Genomic DNA, 17,384 nt, shown 5'->3' on the forward strand with positions numbered 1-17,384 from the left:
TGTGAGCCATCTGTGGCTCCTGCCCGGGGACGGGGGTCCAAGCGACTGTTTGTCGGCTTGGCTCCCCGGCGCAACGGCAACTCATCCATGAAGCCTTGGATACATCGTACGCGAGCGCGTCTACCGCACTTCCGATCGCTCCTGCGCCACAACGCGATGCTGCCCGAGTGCCTGCTGGTTTAGCTCTGCCTCTTCCCAGATTGCCTCTGGCACGACGCCGTGTGCTGCGTCGGTACAATGTGTCAGCCGGTTGCAAGCAGCAATCTGGCGCCGGCGCTCGACGAGGTCGACCTTTCGCGCCTGCGCCAGCGATTCGCGCGACGTGCGCCAATTTGCTGGGGCAAGACGCAATTCGCCCTGTTGAAGTGCGTCTGTGTCCAGGAGATCGATGCGTTTACGACGGAAGCCGAGTTGGACGAGGTCACCCGTCTTCAGGTAGAGGATTCCCCCTCCATGAATGGCCTCCGGTGTGATGTGACCGATGGCTGCCCCATAGGTCACCCCGGAATAGCGGCCGTCGCTCATCAACACAGACAACTTTTGCAAGGCGTGATTGGCGTTGATGTGCTGCATCGGCGTAAACATCTCTGGCATGCCGAACGCCTCCGGACCTTGACCACCAATGACGATGGCCGTTTTCAACAGCCGCTCGTCAATCATCTGTTGAAACAACTGGTCGTAGTCGTCCGCTGGTGTGCCCTGGCCGCCATTCAATCTATACATGTGTGAGAGGACGCCCACCGGAACGATGCGGTCGATCCGCCACGTTTGGGTCAACTGGGGATCTAGTAGATGCCTGTTGGCTTCTTCCTCGTTGGGATAATAGACGATGACGGCGACTTTGTCGTCGAATTCGTCCAGCTGTGCTGTCGTCAACCCGCTGATTTTGACGACGGCGTTCGCGAAGAAGTTACTGCGCAGTACGTCCATGCCGCTGAAGGGACGTCGCGGACTGGACAAGATGATGGGGTTGTCGGTGACGTTCGACGCTGCGAGACCGCGTTTGTCCTCGAGCCTCTCCCGCCATGTCAATGCGGCCATCGTCGGCGCATCCACATCCATCGGCACACCGTTTTGAATCAACTCGTACATGAGCGTCTCCATGCCCCGTGAGGAACCGGCACTGCACTGCATGGCGAGTTCGTAGATATCCCGCCTCTCCGTGAGGCTGTAGTCAAATAGATCCGGAATCGGGTACTCGTCGTACACCTGCTCGATGTCGTACAGGCTAAACGGCTGCCCTGCATAGACCATGGCGGCTACCATGTGCATCATCAAATTGGAGGATCCACCGGCGGCGCTGTGAATACGGATGGCGTTTTGAATGTTCGCTTTGATGAGCCGAGATACGCTGTACTCCGGTTGATTGATCACGCCAAGCATCGCTGCGATAGAGGCGTCAACCTGGGCGAACGTCGGAGGGACTGTCAATAGTTCCACGGCTGGGTGCACGAGGCCGAGGCCTGCGACGAGATCGCGTGAACTGTTGCCTGTGCCGTGAAACGCGCAGATGCCGCCTGCCGCATCACACGTGTTGACCGCGAGAACTTGTTCGTACAGTTTGTGCTCTTCCCTCGTGATGACGCCTTCTTTGACGGCCCTCGTGAAGACGCCTTGGAACGCGGTGTTGGAGGAGCACTGAAGGATGTAGGACATGGCGTCGCGCAGGTCGTCGGCGATGGACTGGAATCCGGTGGACTCTGCGCGGATGGCTACTTGTTCGAGCTCCATCCGAAGCTTTTCTGGAATGGTCCCGCCTTTTAATACGTGTACCGGTGCGAACGTCGCCACGACTGGGGCTTCGCCGCGGAGATTCCGGATGTAGTCGAGTTGCGCGAGTCCACAGACGACGCCCAAGGGCTGTTTGTCGCACCCCTGGATGACAAAGGCCCCGTGGTACGATTGCGCTTCCATGTGGTTTACGACCATATTGGCGATGGCGTGGCGACTTTGCAGGGAATAACTCATACCCATGGTGTTTTGGGCCGTGCCGTCACAGAGCACCGGCGTCGCCGCGTAAAACGGGACAGCTCCGCGATGCCAGAGCGAGATGGCCGCGCGCAGTACGGTTCCGAGGTCCATCACGTGTGCGGGATGATCCCAAGAACCGCCCAAGATGGCGATGCGTGGCGCATTTTCTTCGAGTCTCGTGTAAATTTCATCGAGTGACCAGGTCACAGCGATGTCCGCAACTTCGGGGCCGAGCATTTGGCGCGCTTTATCGAGAAGCGCAGCAACGGTAATTGGTTCGTTTGCCTTCCCTTGCACATTCCATTCGTAGGGGTTAATCGGATTGTTGATGCGAAGATTTTCCACAGGAGAACACTCCTTTAATCACCGCTCGGCTGTCCTTCCGGAAAATCAGAGACGCAACCAGACGGTGCTATCTGCGATTTGCGCAACACAGAATTGATCATATGATAAAGTATATTTTAATAATTCATATGATCAATAAGAATATTCTGATTCTATGAACGCTACTTCGGTATGCAACTTATCGATGTTCGTTCAGAGTGGACGGAGTTTGAAAGCGGTTGACTGGGCTCCCTAAATCATCATATGATTCAATTGTGTAGAAATATTGTGTTCATTCGAAGGGGTGAGTCACATCGCTGGGACGCGACAAGGCGTGTTTGAATCGACGTTAGCCGCCGTGGAGGAGCAGATTCGCAACGGCATCTGGCGTCCGGGCGACAGACTCCCACCCCTCCAGAAATTATCTGAGGAATTGAACGTCGGTATCTCCACGCTTCGAGAAGTGCTTCGGATACTCGAAAACCGCGACGTCATCACGATTGAACAGGGACGTGGCACGTTTATCCGAACAGATCTCGCAGCGACCCACGCGCTTACCCCGGAACTCACCTCAACTTCCTTGCAAGAGTTGTTTGAAGCCAGAAGACTACTCGAACCAGAGCTCGCCTATCTGGCTGCACAACGCGGATTTATGGATGAAATCAGAGACATCGACCGCGCGGCGACGGAAATGTCGAGGCTTATCGAGAGGCGGCAGAACTTTCATCAAGTAGATGTGAAGTTTCACCACCTCATCGCACAGGCTGCTCACAACGAAATGCTATTTCGTATGTTTCAGTCGATAGAGGCCCAATTTCATCAGGGGCGCAGCTTTACCAACATGATCCCTGGCATGATTGAAAAGGCAGCGCACTACCACTTGATCATCGCCGACGCGCTGTGCCAAAGGAACGCACAGCAGGCGAAATCGCTGATGCAGTCGCACGTCGAAGACATGAGGTCGTATGTGCTCGGCAACGCTTCTGTGAACGAAGGCACGACCAAAAGGTGAAGAGAGGGATGTCGCGTGATGGAATGGGCGAGAGACGGTTTGCGGAAATTGCAGTTGCCACTGGGAGACGCGTACGACTTGCCAACTTCCCAAAAGCGGTTTGCAGATGGGGCGCAGTATCGCGTTGAAATCCCGAGTGTCGAAGGGCCAAATGCGATGCGCGCTGCCATCGAAGAGATTAGGCACCACGGCATTCAGGTTCATCGGATCTCACAAGGCAGCGGGATCATGCTGTTAAAGGATGAAGAGATCCTGGAAATGGCCGAACTCGGGTATGAACATCGCATCGAGGTCTGTCTATTTGTCGGGCCAAGGGCGCCCTTTGACATTGGCGCACAGCCGCTTACGCAGGCGGGCAAGAACATCGGGTGGCGACATGCCGGCATGGATCAACTGGTGTACGCACTGGAGGACATTCACCGCGCGTGTGACTTAGGAATCCGCAGCGTCCTGGTCGCAGACGAAGGACTGATCTGGTTGGTCAACGAGTTCAAAGCGCTCGGCAAGCTTCCCAAGGACCTCGTCGTCAAGGTTTCGGTGCTTCAAGGTGCGTCCAATCCGGTGTCCATTCGAATGTTGCAAGACCTCGGCGCGAGTACGTTTAACGTCGCCTCTGACCAGCCTTTGCAGCGGCTTGCGTCCATCCGTCAGGTGGCGGACTTGGCTATCGACATGTACGTCGAAGCGCCCGACGATTTCGGCGGCTTCGTCCGCCACTATGAGCTGCCAGAAATCATCCGCGTCCTCGCGCCAGTCTACATCAAATTTGGCCTTCGAAATGCACCGAACATCTATCCATCTGGAACCCATTTGGAGCAAACCGCGATTCTGTTGACGCGCGAACGCGTCCGTCGCGCGGCACTCGGTCTGGAGATGCTCAAGCGCTACGCCCCAGATGCAGTCGCCTCTGAACTCGCAGGACCTGGACTCGGCATCCCGGTCATCGTGAAAAATCCACACGCTGTCCGTTAAACTCGCACATCCAGTTTGAATTGTACTAGCGCAAAACGAAGTCCATACCACCTAACCTATCGACTAGAAAGGGGCGCATATCGTGGAAACTCGCAATCTGATTGGTGGCGAATACACGACGCCAAAAGCAGGCCAAGTTCGCATCTTGAATCCGTCCAATATCGAAGAGGAAGTCGGAGTGATTCACCTCTCCACCGCCGCTGACGTGCTTCAGGCTGGAGAGGCGGCACGCCGTGCACTTCCGAGCTGGGCGGGCACGACCGGAGCCGCCCGGGGTGAAGTCCTCTACCGGATGGCACAACAATTGGAATCCCGCGCAGACGAAATCGCGACGCTCGCAAGTTCGGAGATGGGAAAGCCGATTTCGGAAATGCGGGGAGAGGTGACCCGCGGGATCCACCTCTTGCGCTACTACGCGGGAGAGGGCGTTCGTGCCATCGGGGATGTCATTCCGGCGAGCGCCACGCAGGTTTTGCAATACAGCAAACGGGTTCCGCTCGGTGTGGTTGGCCTCATTACGCCGTGGAACTTTCCAGTCGCCATTCCGATTTGGAAGATTGCGCCCGCGCTCATTTGCGGCAACACCATTCTGTGGAAACCGGCCGAAGTCGCCTCGCTGACGGCTGCTCGACTCGCCGAAGTGTTTCAGGACGCAGGTTTGCCGGCAGGCGTCCTCAATCTGGTGGTAGGCAAAGGACGTGACGTCGGTGACGCGATGCTCCAACAAGTCGAGTTGGATGCGGTGAGTTTCACCGGATCGACGGCGATTGGACGACACGTGGCGGGGGTTTGTGCCAAGCGCAACATCAAGTACCAAACCGAGATGGGTGGGAAAAACGCCGCCGTCGTGCTAAGCGATGCCGATTTAGCCGTGACCGTGCCGGCAATTCTCAGCGGCGCCTTTCGATCCGCCGGCCAAAAGTGCACCGCCACAAGCCGCATCATCGTGGAAAGTGCAATTTATGATGAACTCGTGGACGCACTGCGCCAAGGCTTATCGACCGTGAAGTTGGGGCACGCGTTAGACCCTGCATCTTACTTGGGACCGGTTGCCTCGCAATCCCAGTACGAGACGGTTCGCTCGTACGTCAAACTCGCCCACGACGACGCGCAGATGCTCTTGTCTGGCGAGACAGACGTGAACGAGGCGAGTGGATACTATGTTCGACCGCTGATCGCCGGTGGCGTAGGCGTGGATCATCCACTGATTCAAGAGGAAATCTTCGGTCCGGTGGCCACCCTTTTGCGCGCACAGGACTTGGATGAGGCGATAGCTCTGTGCAACCAGACCATCTACGGCTTGAGCGCCTCTGTGTTTACCCGCGACGTCAGGCACGGGTTGCGCTTTTTAGACGAGGCGGAAGCCGGGATGGTGCGAGTGAACCTCGAGACGGCTGGCGTGGAATACCAGGCGCCATTCGGCGGTATGAAGCTATCCAGTTCGCATACGCGCGAACAAGGCCAAGCCGCACTCGATTTTTACAGCCAATTAAAAACCTGTGCGGTGTACTACGGCTAAACCGGATCGGTTGACGAGAAAAAAAGTCCCCGTCCTGGCTCGGGTAGGTTCGGTTGAACCGCCCGCCATGACGGGGATTGAGATGATTCGATTAGGAAGCTCTGTAATCAAAGCCCTCCTACTTGCTGCCACAAGGTGTTCCACGATGGAATCAAATCGGCACACGAAAAGACCTATAAATTTTATAAACTTTTAGGGATATAGATGATAGAATATTCAATGATAAGGTCGGGCAGCTGTGAGTCGTCGAGCTGCTTGTCAGTCTGTATTTGTCACCCGTCTCATGTTTGCAGGTCATCGAACTCAAAGGAGGCAACCCATGTCAAAGCAGCAGATTGGCGTTGTTGGACTCGCTGTAATGGGAAAAAACATTGCTTTAAACATTGAAAGTCGGGGCTTTTCCGTGTCTGTGTACAACCGTACGCGACAGCGAACAGATGAACTCATTCAAGAATCCCCGGGCAAAAACTTGCACCCTACATACTCGATTGAGGAGTTCATCGAGTCGCTTGAGAGGCCGCGTCAAATCCTCATCATGGTCCAGGCGGGTGCCCCGACGGACGATACCATCGCGCAACTGATTCCACATCTCGACGAGGGCGACATCCTCATCGATGGCGGCAACGCTTTCTTCCAAGACACGCGCCGTCGCAATGAGGAGCTCGAAGCCAAGGGCATTCGCTTTATCGGCACGGGCGTATCCGGTGGTGAAGAAGGTGCACTGAAAGGACCTGCCATTATGCCTGGTGGGCAACCTGACGCGTACGAGTTGGTGGCGCCCATCTTGACGGCGATTTCCGCGAAAGTAAATGGAGATCCTTGTTGTACGTACATTGGACCGGACGGTGCAGGGCATTACGTCAAGATGGTGCACAACGGCATTGAATACGGGGACATGCAACTGATTTGTGAGGCGTACCATTTGCTCAAGCACGTGGTCGGCCTGTCGACGGACGATTTGAATCGCGTGTTCTCCGAGTGGAATGACGGCGAACTCGACAGCTATCTCATTCAAATCACGGCCGACATTTTCACAAAAAGGGACCCGGAGACCGATCAGCCCATGGTCGATGTCATTCTTGACACGGCAGGTCAAAAGGGCACCGGCAAGTGGACCAGCCAGAGCGCGCTGGACCTCGGCGTCCCACTTTCGATGATCACCGAGTCGGTCTTCTCTCGCTTCCTGTCCGCCATGAAAGACGAGCGCGTGGCAGCGAGCAAAATTTTGAAGGGTCCGGATCTCCCTCCGTTTGAACAGAATAAAGACGAGTTTATCGAGGATGTTCGCCAAGCGCTTTACGCGAGTAAAATCTGCTCGTACGCACAGGGATTTGCGCAGATGCGAGCCGCCTCCGAGGAGTTCGGTTGGGATTTGAGGTTCGGCGACATCGCGATGATCTTCCGTGGCGGTTGCATTATTCGCGCGCGGTTCCTGCAGAACATCAAGGACGCATACGATCGCGACCCGAATCTGAAAAACCTGCTGCTCGATCCGTACTTCCAGAACATCGTCGAAAAATATCAAGGTGCCTGGCGGAAAGTGGTCGCTATGGCGGTTACACACGGCGTGCCGATACCGGCGTTTTCGAGCGCACTCGCCTACTTTGACAGCTATCGTTCGGAAACACTTCCGGCGAATCTGTTACAAGCGCAGCGGGATTACTTTGGGGCTCATACGTTCCGCCGCGTGGACCGTGAGGGCGTTTTCCACTTCAACTGGATGGAATGATTAAGATTTAAAGGTGGACGTGGTGCGGGCGGCGACTTTGTCGCTCGCGCCGTTGATATTGTACGAAAGTGAGGAGTGGTTTCACTCACAAACAAGTTCTCAGCAGCTCACTTTCATGCCGGCAGAGGGGGAGTACCAATGAACCGTCTTGCTTTTACTACGTTCTCGTGTCTCACAATCATCGGCACGTTAGCCGGGTGTTCGTCTTCTCCTCAATCGAATCAACCAACCCGTAATCAGGCCAATGCGATTCAAGGAAATGAAACTGACAATCAAGCGAATACCAGTTCCCTGACGAACTCATTCGCACCGGCGAACGATTCGAATTCTGTCGCGACAAACCGTACATCCAACAGCACAGACACCACAATTCCTCCACAAGCCGATGGAATGCAATTTGCAAAATATATTGCTCAGGCAATGGAACAAGTGATGTCAAGGACAAAGATGCCAGCTATTTTTGCCCCTACGCAACCTACCTTCCAGCCACAGGCCGCTTTTGTGGGCGTGAGCGAAAGTGCGTCTGACTGGAATTACACGGTTCGTTTGTACGCCACACCTACGTCAGTTCCTTTGAACGATCCTAGTATAGGTCAATTATCCGCAGCTTCTTTTATGGGCATGTTTAGTGGAAAGTACTACGGGAGCCACGAGGCAGCCATGAAGGAACTTGCTTCAGCGTTCTATGTACAAAAGGTTGGACCAGCTAGTTCGATAGATACGGGTGGTGTCATGAAGCAATACAGTACGGGTCAGCAATACAACACTGGTGGGTCAACGAACTACCAATTACCACAAGATGTAATTGAGTGGCAGATGGGGAGATGGAAAATCGATGTGTTTGGCGCACCTTCGATTGATTTTATAAATGAAGCCAAACAAGTCGATTCCTTTATACAGACCCATGCCCTCCCGCCAACCGACGGTCGAATCCTGATTAATCCTCACGCAACTGGCAATCCAGTTACACAAATTGGATGGGTATTCGGAAACGAATTATTTGAATGTGATTGCCCTTCGCCGACGATGACACAAATATTGGATGCCTTAAGGATGGCAGTTTCTATGCGTGAATACGATAGTGATAAGGTCACTCCATAAGGCGTAGGCAAACCAGCTTGAACAATTGGCTGCGCAGGCGTGGGGCAGGATACGCAACAAATCGCTAAAAATTTCGAAATCTATCTCTTTTCATCGCGTTTCGACGGACTTCGCAACGAAGGTGCGAGACAATATGAATGTCCGTACACGATGCTGGCGAAGGGTGGCGATGGAGTGGAGATGGATCTCGAATCTACTTGCACATATACGCTTTCAGATATTGCGCGGAAACTAAATCGTCCACGCACGACGGTCAAAGAATGGTCGGATTTGTTCCGCGAATACCTGCCGACAGTTGGGACTGGGCGTACGAGGCGATACGAGGAATCCTCTGTCGATATATTTGCCGCGATTGCCAAGATGAAAGAGGTAAGTACGCCGAACGAAATGATCCGCCGCACGCTGCAGCAGAGCGTGCAGGAAATAGCTGTGACCACGGAGGTCGAACCGAAGCCGCTGATGATGCAGATTGCCGAAAGTTACACGCAAATGCTCGAACAACTCAAACGTATGGAGGATGAAAGACGGCGCCAACACGATGAGTTGATGAATTGTCTGCGCGCCTTGGCGATGGAACACGAGGAGCGCATCGACAAGGTGCAGCTTACACTAGCATCGGAGAGCGCTGAACTGAAAAAGCGAATCGGTCGATTGAGCGACGCACTGTACTTGGTGGTCGAGCAAAATGAGACGATGAACCGCATCGTGGTTGATCGTGAAGAAACGTGGTTGCAATCCATCCGCAGCATGCAGGAAGTCAAACAAACGTTCGAAGAGGTCGCGGCGTCGATTGAGCAACAGAAACCCAAACGTGGTTGGTGGCCGTTTGGGAGAAAATGAGGACCTGCCTTCGTCCTTCACGGAGGCTCGTGACCCTCGAGCACGGTCGGTCCAGTTACAAAGACAGGTGCCGTCAGCGGCACCGAAGTACGGTCTTTGGTCATGGGCATATCCACGTAGATCCACCATCCATCGGGAAATGACGAAAACCCCAACCACATCCGAAACCATCGCACACCAGTGAATTTCACCTCTTTGTGTGGTCCTATGGAACAAAATGGGTTTAAACCCTACTTTTTCCGTTAGCTTTGACATTATTGCGTACCTCATCTAGAGTCATATGTCGTTATAGGAATCCATGATCTGTGAGGTATCAACAAATGCGCGAGTCTAGAATTGGAGATGCGATTGCAGCACGGTGGGGTTGGTTGGTGCTGGTGTGTATCGGTGTGTCGTATCTACTGGTGTTCACACAGCGTACCGGGCCCGGCGTTATCTCCGACCAGCTTCAGGCGGAATTCCATATTTCTGCGGCGGTTTTGGGTTCGATTACGAGCGTTCAATATCTCTTGTACATGCTGTTGCAAATTCCCATCGGACTATACGGAGACAAGTCAGGGCCGGAGCGGATGCTCGTGATGGGCGTGCTTTGCGATGGCGTTGGAACCCTTGTCTTTTCATCCGCCCACAGTTTTGATTGGCTGCTTGTAGGTCGGGCAATCATTGGATTAGGGGATTCCTTAATCTGGGTAAACATCGTACTTATCCTCGCCAAATGGTTTGCTAAGGGACGGTTTGCGGCGGTTTTGGCCGTCGTCAATACGGCAGGTAACCTCGGTGCCTTGGTGACCAGTATTCCACTTGCAGCATGGATTGCTGCGGCAGGGTGGCACCTCCCGTTTACTGTGATCGGAATTCTTCTTGTGGTCGCGGGTGTCGTTGATTTTATTGTTCTTATCGGAAGTGGGCCAGCCCGTGCGGCGGCGATGGAGAAAGCGGGTAACGTGCGGGTTGAACGGATACCCGTGGGGAAAATGCTCGCGGATGTCATCCGGGATCGACTGGCGTGGGCAACATTTTGTTGTCACTTTGGTGCAATGGGGACGTATCTGTCCATGGTCAGTATGTGGATTATCCCATACTTTATGGATGTCTACCGCCTTCCGCGTGCAGAGGCCGCATGGTTCACTCTCACTGCATTCATCGGGGCGCTGGTGGCGAGTCCAGTGATGGGGTGGCTAAGTGACCGGCTGCACGACCGGCGACGACCGTACTTGACGACGCAAACACTCGGCACAATTGCTTGGCTGGCAGTCGTCCTCTGGCGAGGAGAGCCACCCCTTGTCGTGTCGGGGATCATCATGTTTATCGTTGGATTTGGCTGCGGGAGTAGTCTGCTGACGTTTGCCGTCATCCGCGACCGGGTTCCAAACGAGCGCGCTGGTGTTACCTCTGGATTTGCAAACACAGGTGGGTTTCTCAGTGCAGTCTTGTTGCCCGTGTTGTTCGGAGCGATGATCGACGCGGCTGGGGGAGCAACAGGGGCCACTCCACAAGTAGCACGCCACGCATACGGTATCGCATTCATCCTACCTACCGCGTTTTCGTTTGTCGGTGTGATGGGGAGCGTTCTGCTTCCGAAGCGATTGAGCAGCCCCGCTATCCGTCATGGTTAAAATCAAACGCGGTTGTCTTTGTACCTCGAGTATGGGCGTCAGATAGTGATGTGAATTCGTTTTGATATGGATATTTGTGGGTGCACAGCGGGAGACGCGGAGGCTATCGGGTATCGGTAACTACCGCGTCTCTCTTTGTTTGGCTAAGATGATCACGATCCCGGTACTTCGCTTCAACTGTGTGGCTACTGGCTTCGCGAGTAGTCGATACCAAGGCTGACGGATTAGAGGTGCAGGAGTGGACCCGACCTGCGCTGAATTCAATCTGGGAGGATGAGTTGGGTAGAGAGAGGAGCAGTCTCGATGCATGTAAACGAACTCTGGAATCCCGGGGGCATCTTGTCTTATGAAGCGGGAAAGCCAGTCGAAATTGCGCACCGGGTATTCGTTGAACAACCAGTTGAAAGGGAATGGGAAGTGGCGTTCGCGGGTGCGCTCATTGAACTATCCGTGCGCTTTGGGCTAGAGCTCCCGCGGCTCCCGCGAGAACTTCTCGAAAACGTGTACGTCGCGTCTGGAGATCTGGGTATCAGCTCAACGGCAGACTCCGGGTCGACGCCTGCGCATCACAACTCCCGCCAGGAGCTAGGGGTGGGCCGCCTGCAGTTGGTAATCGGGGCTTCACGGGCATGGTTGGCCTCCATCCTCGGATCTGGTGTCGATGCGGATGCGTTTTTTGCGCAATACGACGCGCTCGACGCCGACGAGGGACTTGTGTCTGTCGTCGGAGATCGGTTCGCGGTGGCCGCGGGAAAGACGCCTTTAGCCATGTTGGATGCGGTTCGCGCTGTAGCCTCAGACAACATGGGACGCGAATTCCCGAGTCGCTCTGCGTTCGTCGTGAAACCGCAGGATGCAGCGCGGTGGAGGTCAGAGGATAGCACACTCTTCGAGTCACCGTCGCGTCAAGTCAGGTTAGAGAACCTATTTTCCACCGACGGCGTATTTCGAGATGTTGGTGACATACTTCCAGAGCTTGATGCGACATTTCTGGTTGCTTCAGATGTTGCCCTATCGGAAGTGTTGATGTTGGCAGGACGCCTGGGGCTGGAAGCCGGTCGCGTCCGCTTTCCAGTAACCTGTCTGGAGGACACTTATCGACCGTCCTCACGAGTGACTTTTCAGATTCGTGTGGACGAACAGGCGGCGGAAGGTTCCATCGAGATTCAACACAATTCGATTGTGATAGTCGGCCCGTCGGAGGATGACCTGCGCGATGTGATCCGCCACCTGGTGGATGAGTGGTTTGACAATCGAGACGACGTCACGTGCTCGAGTTGGCAGGGCAAATTACGCGCACTACAGAGTGCCCACCCAGATATTCAGACGCGGGCCGAATGTGAACTTGAGCTCAGCCGACTGACATATGAGCAAGTTGCCATTCAATCGATCACGGCGCCCTCCCATTTGGCAAAGGCAATCCAGCCATGGTGTACTGCTCGCGGAGTCGATGTTTGTACGCTGCCCGCGCCGCTTCTGTGGCAGGAGAGTTGGTCCGGCACGAGCGAGTTGGATACCATCGGGCAGCAACTTGTCGAGGCGATGGCACAACTCCACGTGAGCATCGATGGCGCTCCGGCACGCTTGACTGACGCTTCATCTGTCACGCCAAACGACACCCTTGTCATCGAAGTTTTCACGAGTGAATCCAACGAGAGTTTTCAAGCACACCAACCTGAATTCCTCGCTGCGGTCCGCGGACAGGGGGAAGCCGAACAGTTCGCGCCACGGGTTCAGGTGGTGTATCGCGATGTCATGAAAGCGGGATTTCACTGGATCATGGATGACGTCTTGCCCGAACTGCGCTTGTATTCCGATAAAATTGCGCACGTCGAACTGAAGGCGCAAAAGGTATCCCAGGAATCCGGATTGCTCGATATGCCCCAGCGGTTTTTGCAGGAGTTGTTTCCCAGTGACGCCGTCCTCGCCCGTGAATTAGACATTCCCGTGGAGCGTGTGACACTCGCTTTACTGGACGAAAGTGGGCCGATGTATGAGGTGACGGCGTCGGATGACGACGGCAACCTCATCCGCGCGTGGACGTGGGAGAGTTTGACACAAACGCGCCGCTATGCGCCCGATGATGCCGACAGTCCCTCTGTAGTGGTTCCGGCCGCGGGATTCCGCGTGAGCCGAGTGGCGACAGATGGCCAGCGAGATGTGTTGAAAGTCTCTGTGATTCCTACTATATATTCTCTGTTTTGGGATTGGTTCCAGCGCGACATCATCTGTCACATTCCCCAGCGTGTGGTCGATGTAGAGAGCCCGACGCCGTTCGCGCGCCTCGAGGTCGAGGTATCGGTAGACAGCCCCGAGACGAGACTGGGCGTCTACGAGGAAGTCAGTTCTTTCCCGGAAGCGCTGCACGAGGAGATTTATTTTTACTCCCTGCACGCATTTCAACGATATGCGAAGCAAGTAGGGCAGCCAGCGTGGATGACACCCGGTGCCGTGATTCCACTCGTTCACGTGGCGCCAGGTTCACCCCGAGCGACCATCCGCCTCTACGGACACGGACCAGAGGAAGCCGTCACGGTCCATACCGAGACTGGCAAGCGATTTATCCGGGTAGATCCGGTGCGCTCAAAAACCGAGTGGGCCGCAGTGGAGGTCAGTGGAGTCGGGTTTTGCGACGGTCATTCGCGTGTGTACGTGTCCTCTTGCCCGTCGCGTGTACCCGCTCTGGATTTCACGCGTTGGTTGAGTGACAAACCGCTTGAAGACCGCACTGTGAACGGGTGTGGCAGTTCATCACTCAGGTCGTACTTTCCGTCTGCACCTGCAAGTGAGCTCCCGAACGTCCAATCGAACATCTGGCAAAACGAGGACGTGGCCCATTGGCTGATGAGTCACAATGCCCATCTCCCTGGTCGGGCGTGGGTGATTGACACCTCGTTTCAAGGGCATCCCATCGTAGCGGTCGAGCTGCGCGAACCAGCCCCAGAAGAATATTTGACCAGCCGTTCGAAGGACATTCTGTATAAACCGTCTATCTTTGTCGTCGCACGCCACCATGCCAACGAGGTGTCCAGCACCAATGCGACGCTCATCCTGATTGCGAAATTGATAGAGAATCCGCATCTGCTTCGGGATTGCAACGTCATCGTCATTCCGATTCAAAACGTCGACGGGGCACAATTGCATCGTCAACTCATTCAAGAACACCCATTTTGGAAGCATCACGCCGCCCGCTTCAACGCATGTGGCTTCGAGTTCGGGCATCACTATTTCCACGAGGACACACCCTTCGGGGAAAGCCGAACGTTTGCTCGCGTGTGGGAACAGTGGAAGCCAGATGTCGTGATCGATGACCACGGAATTCCCTCCCACGAATGGCTGCAACCGTTCGCGGGCTACAACAGTCCACCGTCCTTCCCTGTCTCGTATTGGATTCCTCACGCGCAGATCTACACGATTTGGTGTTCGTTGCCAGCGCAATACGACACGGCAGATGGACCACTGAGGGAAATTATCTCCCGGACACTGGCGAGCGATGACGCCATTCGTGAGAGAAATCGCATTTTCTTGGAACGGTATATGAAGTGGGGGACTGCATTTCACGAGGAGAAATTCCCGGTCACAACCGTGGACGGTGTGATCACCTATCAGTGGATGGTGACTCCGGAGCCACAGAGCCGCGATTTGATTGCGCGGTTTCCCAACTGGGTCACTGCCGATATTGTTACGGAAGTGAACGACGAGACGGTGCACGGTGAAGCGTTGACCGAGGTCGTTCACGCGCACAGCAAAGTACACGAGGGACTTTGGCAATGGGTCACGCAAGTGTCGACGGTTGTGAACCGCGACCACACGCCGGGAGGAGCGACAGGATGCGTCGCACTTTCACGGCGACGCCCACTCAAGATGCGGGGAGTGTAACACATCGGCGTGCGCCTCCGCTGTATCTAGTGTGACGGAAAACAACACCGTCAATCAGTGGCAAAGTGCTGTGGGGCACGTGTCCATCTGGACTGTTCCTCACAGCACAGCAATTCGTCCCCCGGTCTACGAGGACGTGTGAGGATGCATCCTCACTGGTTCTGATGGCGGATGTATTCGAGGTGCACAGACCCTAGTGAGACAAGCGAATTGTATTGAGACTTGACAAAATATTACGCATTTACACATTGCAGTGCCTATGCTAAATTATAGATAATAAAGTCATTGGAATAATGAACCGGGATGTCTTTCGCGTAATCTATCAACATGAATGTGATTAGGACTCCGGTAAGCGCTATCAATTCGGCGTGATCATCGTGGGTTGGAACGATGCTTCCCACGAACCGAAACGGACCATTCGGAGGTGGTGATAGATAGATTGCTACACCTTGTTACGCCTACCGGAGGGACCGACGAGTCACCGTTTGGAAACCGCTTACACAAACCGTCTTGGCATCCGTGGTTCGGATTATCAAAAGGGTCGGCGAACGGTGATTTCATCGGTGTCAGGTTAGTCTACTTAATTCGTGGGGGTCATCAAAAAACGCAGAGGATTATCTTTTGACATTGTTAGATTAATTCACAAAATCGCTTGATGTAAATCTGGGTGATGCTATCATCCAAGATAGTAATGGTTTCATGAGAATACATGTTGAGGAAGACGCGGTCTACGGTTAGAAAATATTGAATGTTTCGCAGTTCTGAAAGTTGGTGCCATGGCGTCTGTTCGGTTAGTTCGTTTTCCGAGCAAACAGGCAGGGTTGTCGGAATGTCTGTCTCATTAAACTGAAGAGTTGCAATTTTAATGTGTTCGCGTGCTTGAGCACCTGATCGGTGGCTGCGATACAGTTTGTACCACTTCAGATTCATGCCGCCATCTAGGGCCTCGAGGCATCCGCAAAACATTGAATCTGTTGAATCGGGAGGGGTCGATTATATGAAGAACAAAAGTTTTGGTCTTCTAGCGGTTGGTGTAACAGGTTTAGTTTTTACGTTGTCCGGATGTGGTATTACCACGAACAGTGCGGTAGCAACCGCCGGCAAAGGCACCGATACTGGACTGAAGTGGCGTAACTACCCGAACGTCGATCCGTCTTTGAAAGGTCAAACCATCACCATTCTGTGGACGGATACCGGCGGTACGGCACAGAAGGCAGACGAGGAAATTGAGAAGGAATTTACTCAACAAACCGGTATCAAAGTCAACAATATCGGCGTCGACTACAACAGCGTGTACAACAAAGTCATGACGGACGTGATGTCCAATTCCTCCGACATCGACCTCGCTGAAATGGACACCATTTGGGCTGGTCAGTACTATGCTGGCAAGGTTGCTGTCGATTTGACAAATGTGATTCCGAAGAGCGTTCAAGAGGAATATACACCATCGGCGCTGACATCGGTGACGTACGACGGGCACATCATGGCCGTCCCTTGGTTCTCCAGTACAAAACACTTCTATTGGAACAAAAAATTATTCCAAGAGGCTGGGTTGAACCCGAACGATCCACCTACCACCTACGATCAGCTTTTGAAAGATTCTCAGATCATTCAACAGAAATTGGGGAGCAAAGGGATTTATGCGTCCGGTTGGTCTTGGGAACAAGCCGAGAGCCTGACTTGCGACTACGTCAGTTTCTTGGGCGCCTACGGTGGTTCGTTCTTTAACTCTGCGGGGCAGCCAGAATTCAATAGCCCCGGTGGCATTCAAGCCTTGCAGATGATGCAGACGCTGTACAAGAGCGGAACGGTCGATCCCGCCAGCCTGCAATGGAATGAAACCCAAGTACAAGATGCCTTTGCCGCCGGTAAAATCGCCATGATGAGCAACTGGGAAGGTATGTATCCCATGTTGAACGACCCAACTCAATCGCAGGTGGTCAATCAAACGGCAGCCACGATCCTTCCCGGTGAAGGAAATGTGAAATCTGCGGCCGTCACCGGTTCGGAAGGGGTCGCCTTGCTGCAAAGCAGTAAGCATAAAGCGGCCGCCCTTGAATTCTTGGAATTCTTGGCCTCGAAGCAATATCAGTTGACCGAGTTCCAGTTGAACGGTCAATATCCGACCGTCTCTTCGTTCTACAGTGATCCAGATTTCAAGAAAGCCGACACGACCCACACGATGGGGATCATGGAAGAGCAGTACAAATACGGGGTTAACCGCCCGAACGCCCCGGGCTATGTAAGTTGGTCGGACATCCTGAACGCACAACTTCACAGCGCGATTATGGGCCAAGAAACCCCGAAACAGGCTTTGGATACCGCACAGACGAAAATTGAGCAAGCGATTAAGCAGGCAGGCACCAATTAAAGAGAAAGCGGGCGGCGTACGTATGGTGGGCCGCCCGCCGTAGAGGAGGC

Annotated in this window: 11 protein-coding genes; 9 read left to right on the plus strand and 2 right to left on the minus strand. The window is 54.1% G+C overall.

Annotated features, from left to right (window positions below):
- Window positions 1-120: 120 nt before the first annotated feature.
- Complete coding sequence (locus NZD89_RS07045) at window positions 121-2,316, minus strand: dihydroxy-acid dehydratase domain-containing protein (protein WP_268007025.1); 2,196 nt, start codon at window positions 2,314-2,316, stop codon at window positions 121-123.
- 283 nt (window positions 2,317-2,599) lie between these two features.
- On the opposite strand from NZD89_RS07045, the gene NZD89_RS07050 reads away from it, so the two are divergent.
- The 8 genes from NZD89_RS07050 to NZD89_RS07085 all read left to right on the plus strand — a co-directional run bounded on the left by NZD89_RS07050 (window position 2,600) and on the right by NZD89_RS07085 (window position 14,963).
- Window positions 2,600-3,307, plus strand: a complete 708-nt coding sequence (locus NZD89_RS07050; RefSeq protein ID WP_268007026.1) for a FadR/GntR family transcriptional regulator — start codon at window positions 2,600-2,602, stop codon at window positions 3,305-3,307.
- An 18-nt stretch (window positions 3,308-3,325) separates the two neighbouring features.
- Window positions 3,326-4,279, plus strand: a complete 954-nt coding sequence (locus tag NZD89_RS07055; protein ID WP_268007027.1) for a hypothetical protein — start codon at window positions 3,326-3,328, stop codon at window positions 4,277-4,279.
- A gap of 82 nt (window positions 4,280-4,361) precedes the next feature.
- Window positions 4,362-5,798 carry an aldehyde dehydrogenase family protein gene (locus NZD89_RS07060; protein ID WP_268007028.1) on the plus strand — a complete coding sequence of 479 codons (1,437 nt, stop codon included), beginning with the start codon at window positions 4,362-4,364 and terminating at the stop codon, window positions 5,796-5,798.
- Window positions 5,799-6,117: 319 nt separating this feature from the next.
- Entirely contained in the window at window positions 6,118-7,527 is a 1,410-nt protein-coding gene (gene gnd / locus NZD89_RS07065; RefSeq protein WP_268007029.1) for an NADP-dependent phosphogluconate dehydrogenase, read from the plus strand.
- Window positions 7,528-7,665: 138 nt separating this feature from the next.
- On the plus strand, window positions 7,666-8,628 hold the full coding sequence (locus tag NZD89_RS07070; protein WP_268007030.1) for a hypothetical protein: 963 nt from the start codon (window positions 7,666-7,668) through the stop codon (window positions 8,626-8,628).
- 39 nt (window positions 8,629-8,667) lie between these two features.
- Entirely contained in the window at window positions 8,668-9,468 is an 801-nt protein-coding gene (locus NZD89_RS07075) for a MerR family transcriptional regulator (RefSeq protein WP_268007031.1), read from the plus strand.
- Between the two features lie 320 nt (window positions 9,469-9,788).
- Window positions 9,789-11,084: an MFS transporter gene (locus NZD89_RS07080; RefSeq protein WP_268007032.1), complete on the plus strand. Its 1,296-nt coding sequence runs from the start codon at window positions 9,789-9,791 to the stop codon at window positions 11,082-11,084.
- 303 nt (window positions 11,085-11,387) lie between these two features.
- A complete protein-coding gene (locus tag NZD89_RS07085) occupies window positions 11,388-14,963 on the plus strand; it encodes a M14 family metallopeptidase (protein ID WP_268007033.1) in 3,576 nt (1,191 codons plus the stop codon).
- 630 nt (window positions 14,964-15,593) lie between these two features.
- Here the strand turns inward: NZD89_RS07085 and NZD89_RS07090 are convergent.
- A complete protein-coding gene (locus NZD89_RS07090) occupies window positions 15,594-15,893 on the minus strand; it encodes a hypothetical protein (protein WP_268007034.1) in 300 nt (99 codons plus the stop codon).
- A gap of 67 nt (window positions 15,894-15,960) precedes the next feature.
- Between NZD89_RS07090 and NZD89_RS07095 the strand changes: the two genes are divergently transcribed.
- Complete coding sequence (locus tag NZD89_RS07095; protein ID WP_268007036.1) at window positions 15,961-17,334, plus strand: ABC transporter substrate-binding protein; 1,374 nt, start codon at window positions 15,961-15,963, stop codon at window positions 17,332-17,334.
- Window positions 17,335-17,384 lie beyond the last annotated feature (50 nt).

Origin of the sequence: Alicyclobacillus fastidiosus, from assembly GCF_026651875.1 — a bacterium.
Taxonomy (GTDB): domain Bacteria; phylum Bacillota; class Bacilli; order Alicyclobacillales; family Alicyclobacillaceae; genus Alicyclobacillus; species Alicyclobacillus fastidiosus.

Coding starts and splice junctions, on each gene's coding strand:
- NZD89_RS07055 (WP_268007027.1), top strand. CDS start 3,326: ATGGAATGGGCGAGAGACGGTTTGCGGAAATTGCAGTTGCCACTGGGA.
- gnd (WP_268007029.1), top strand. CDS start 6,118: ATGTCAAAGCAGCAGATTGGCGTTGTTGGACTCGCTGTAATGGGAAAA.
- NZD89_RS07070 (WP_268007030.1), top strand. CDS start 7,666: ATGAACCGTCTTGCTTTTACTACGTTCTCGTGTCTCACAATCATCGGC.
- NZD89_RS07080 (WP_268007032.1), top strand. CDS start 9,789: ATGCGCGAGTCTAGAATTGGAGATGCGATTGCAGCACGGTGGGGTTGG.
- NZD89_RS07085 (WP_268007033.1), top strand. CDS start 11,388: ATGCATGTAAACGAACTCTGGAATCCCGGGGGCATCTTGTCTTATGAA.
- NZD89_RS07090 (WP_268007034.1), bottom strand. CDS start 15,893: ATGAATCTGAAGTGGTACAAACTGTATCGCAGCCACCGATCAGGTGCT.
- NZD89_RS07095 (WP_268007036.1), top strand. CDS start 15,961: ATGAAGAACAAAAGTTTTGGTCTTCTAGCGGTTGGTGTAACAGGTTTA.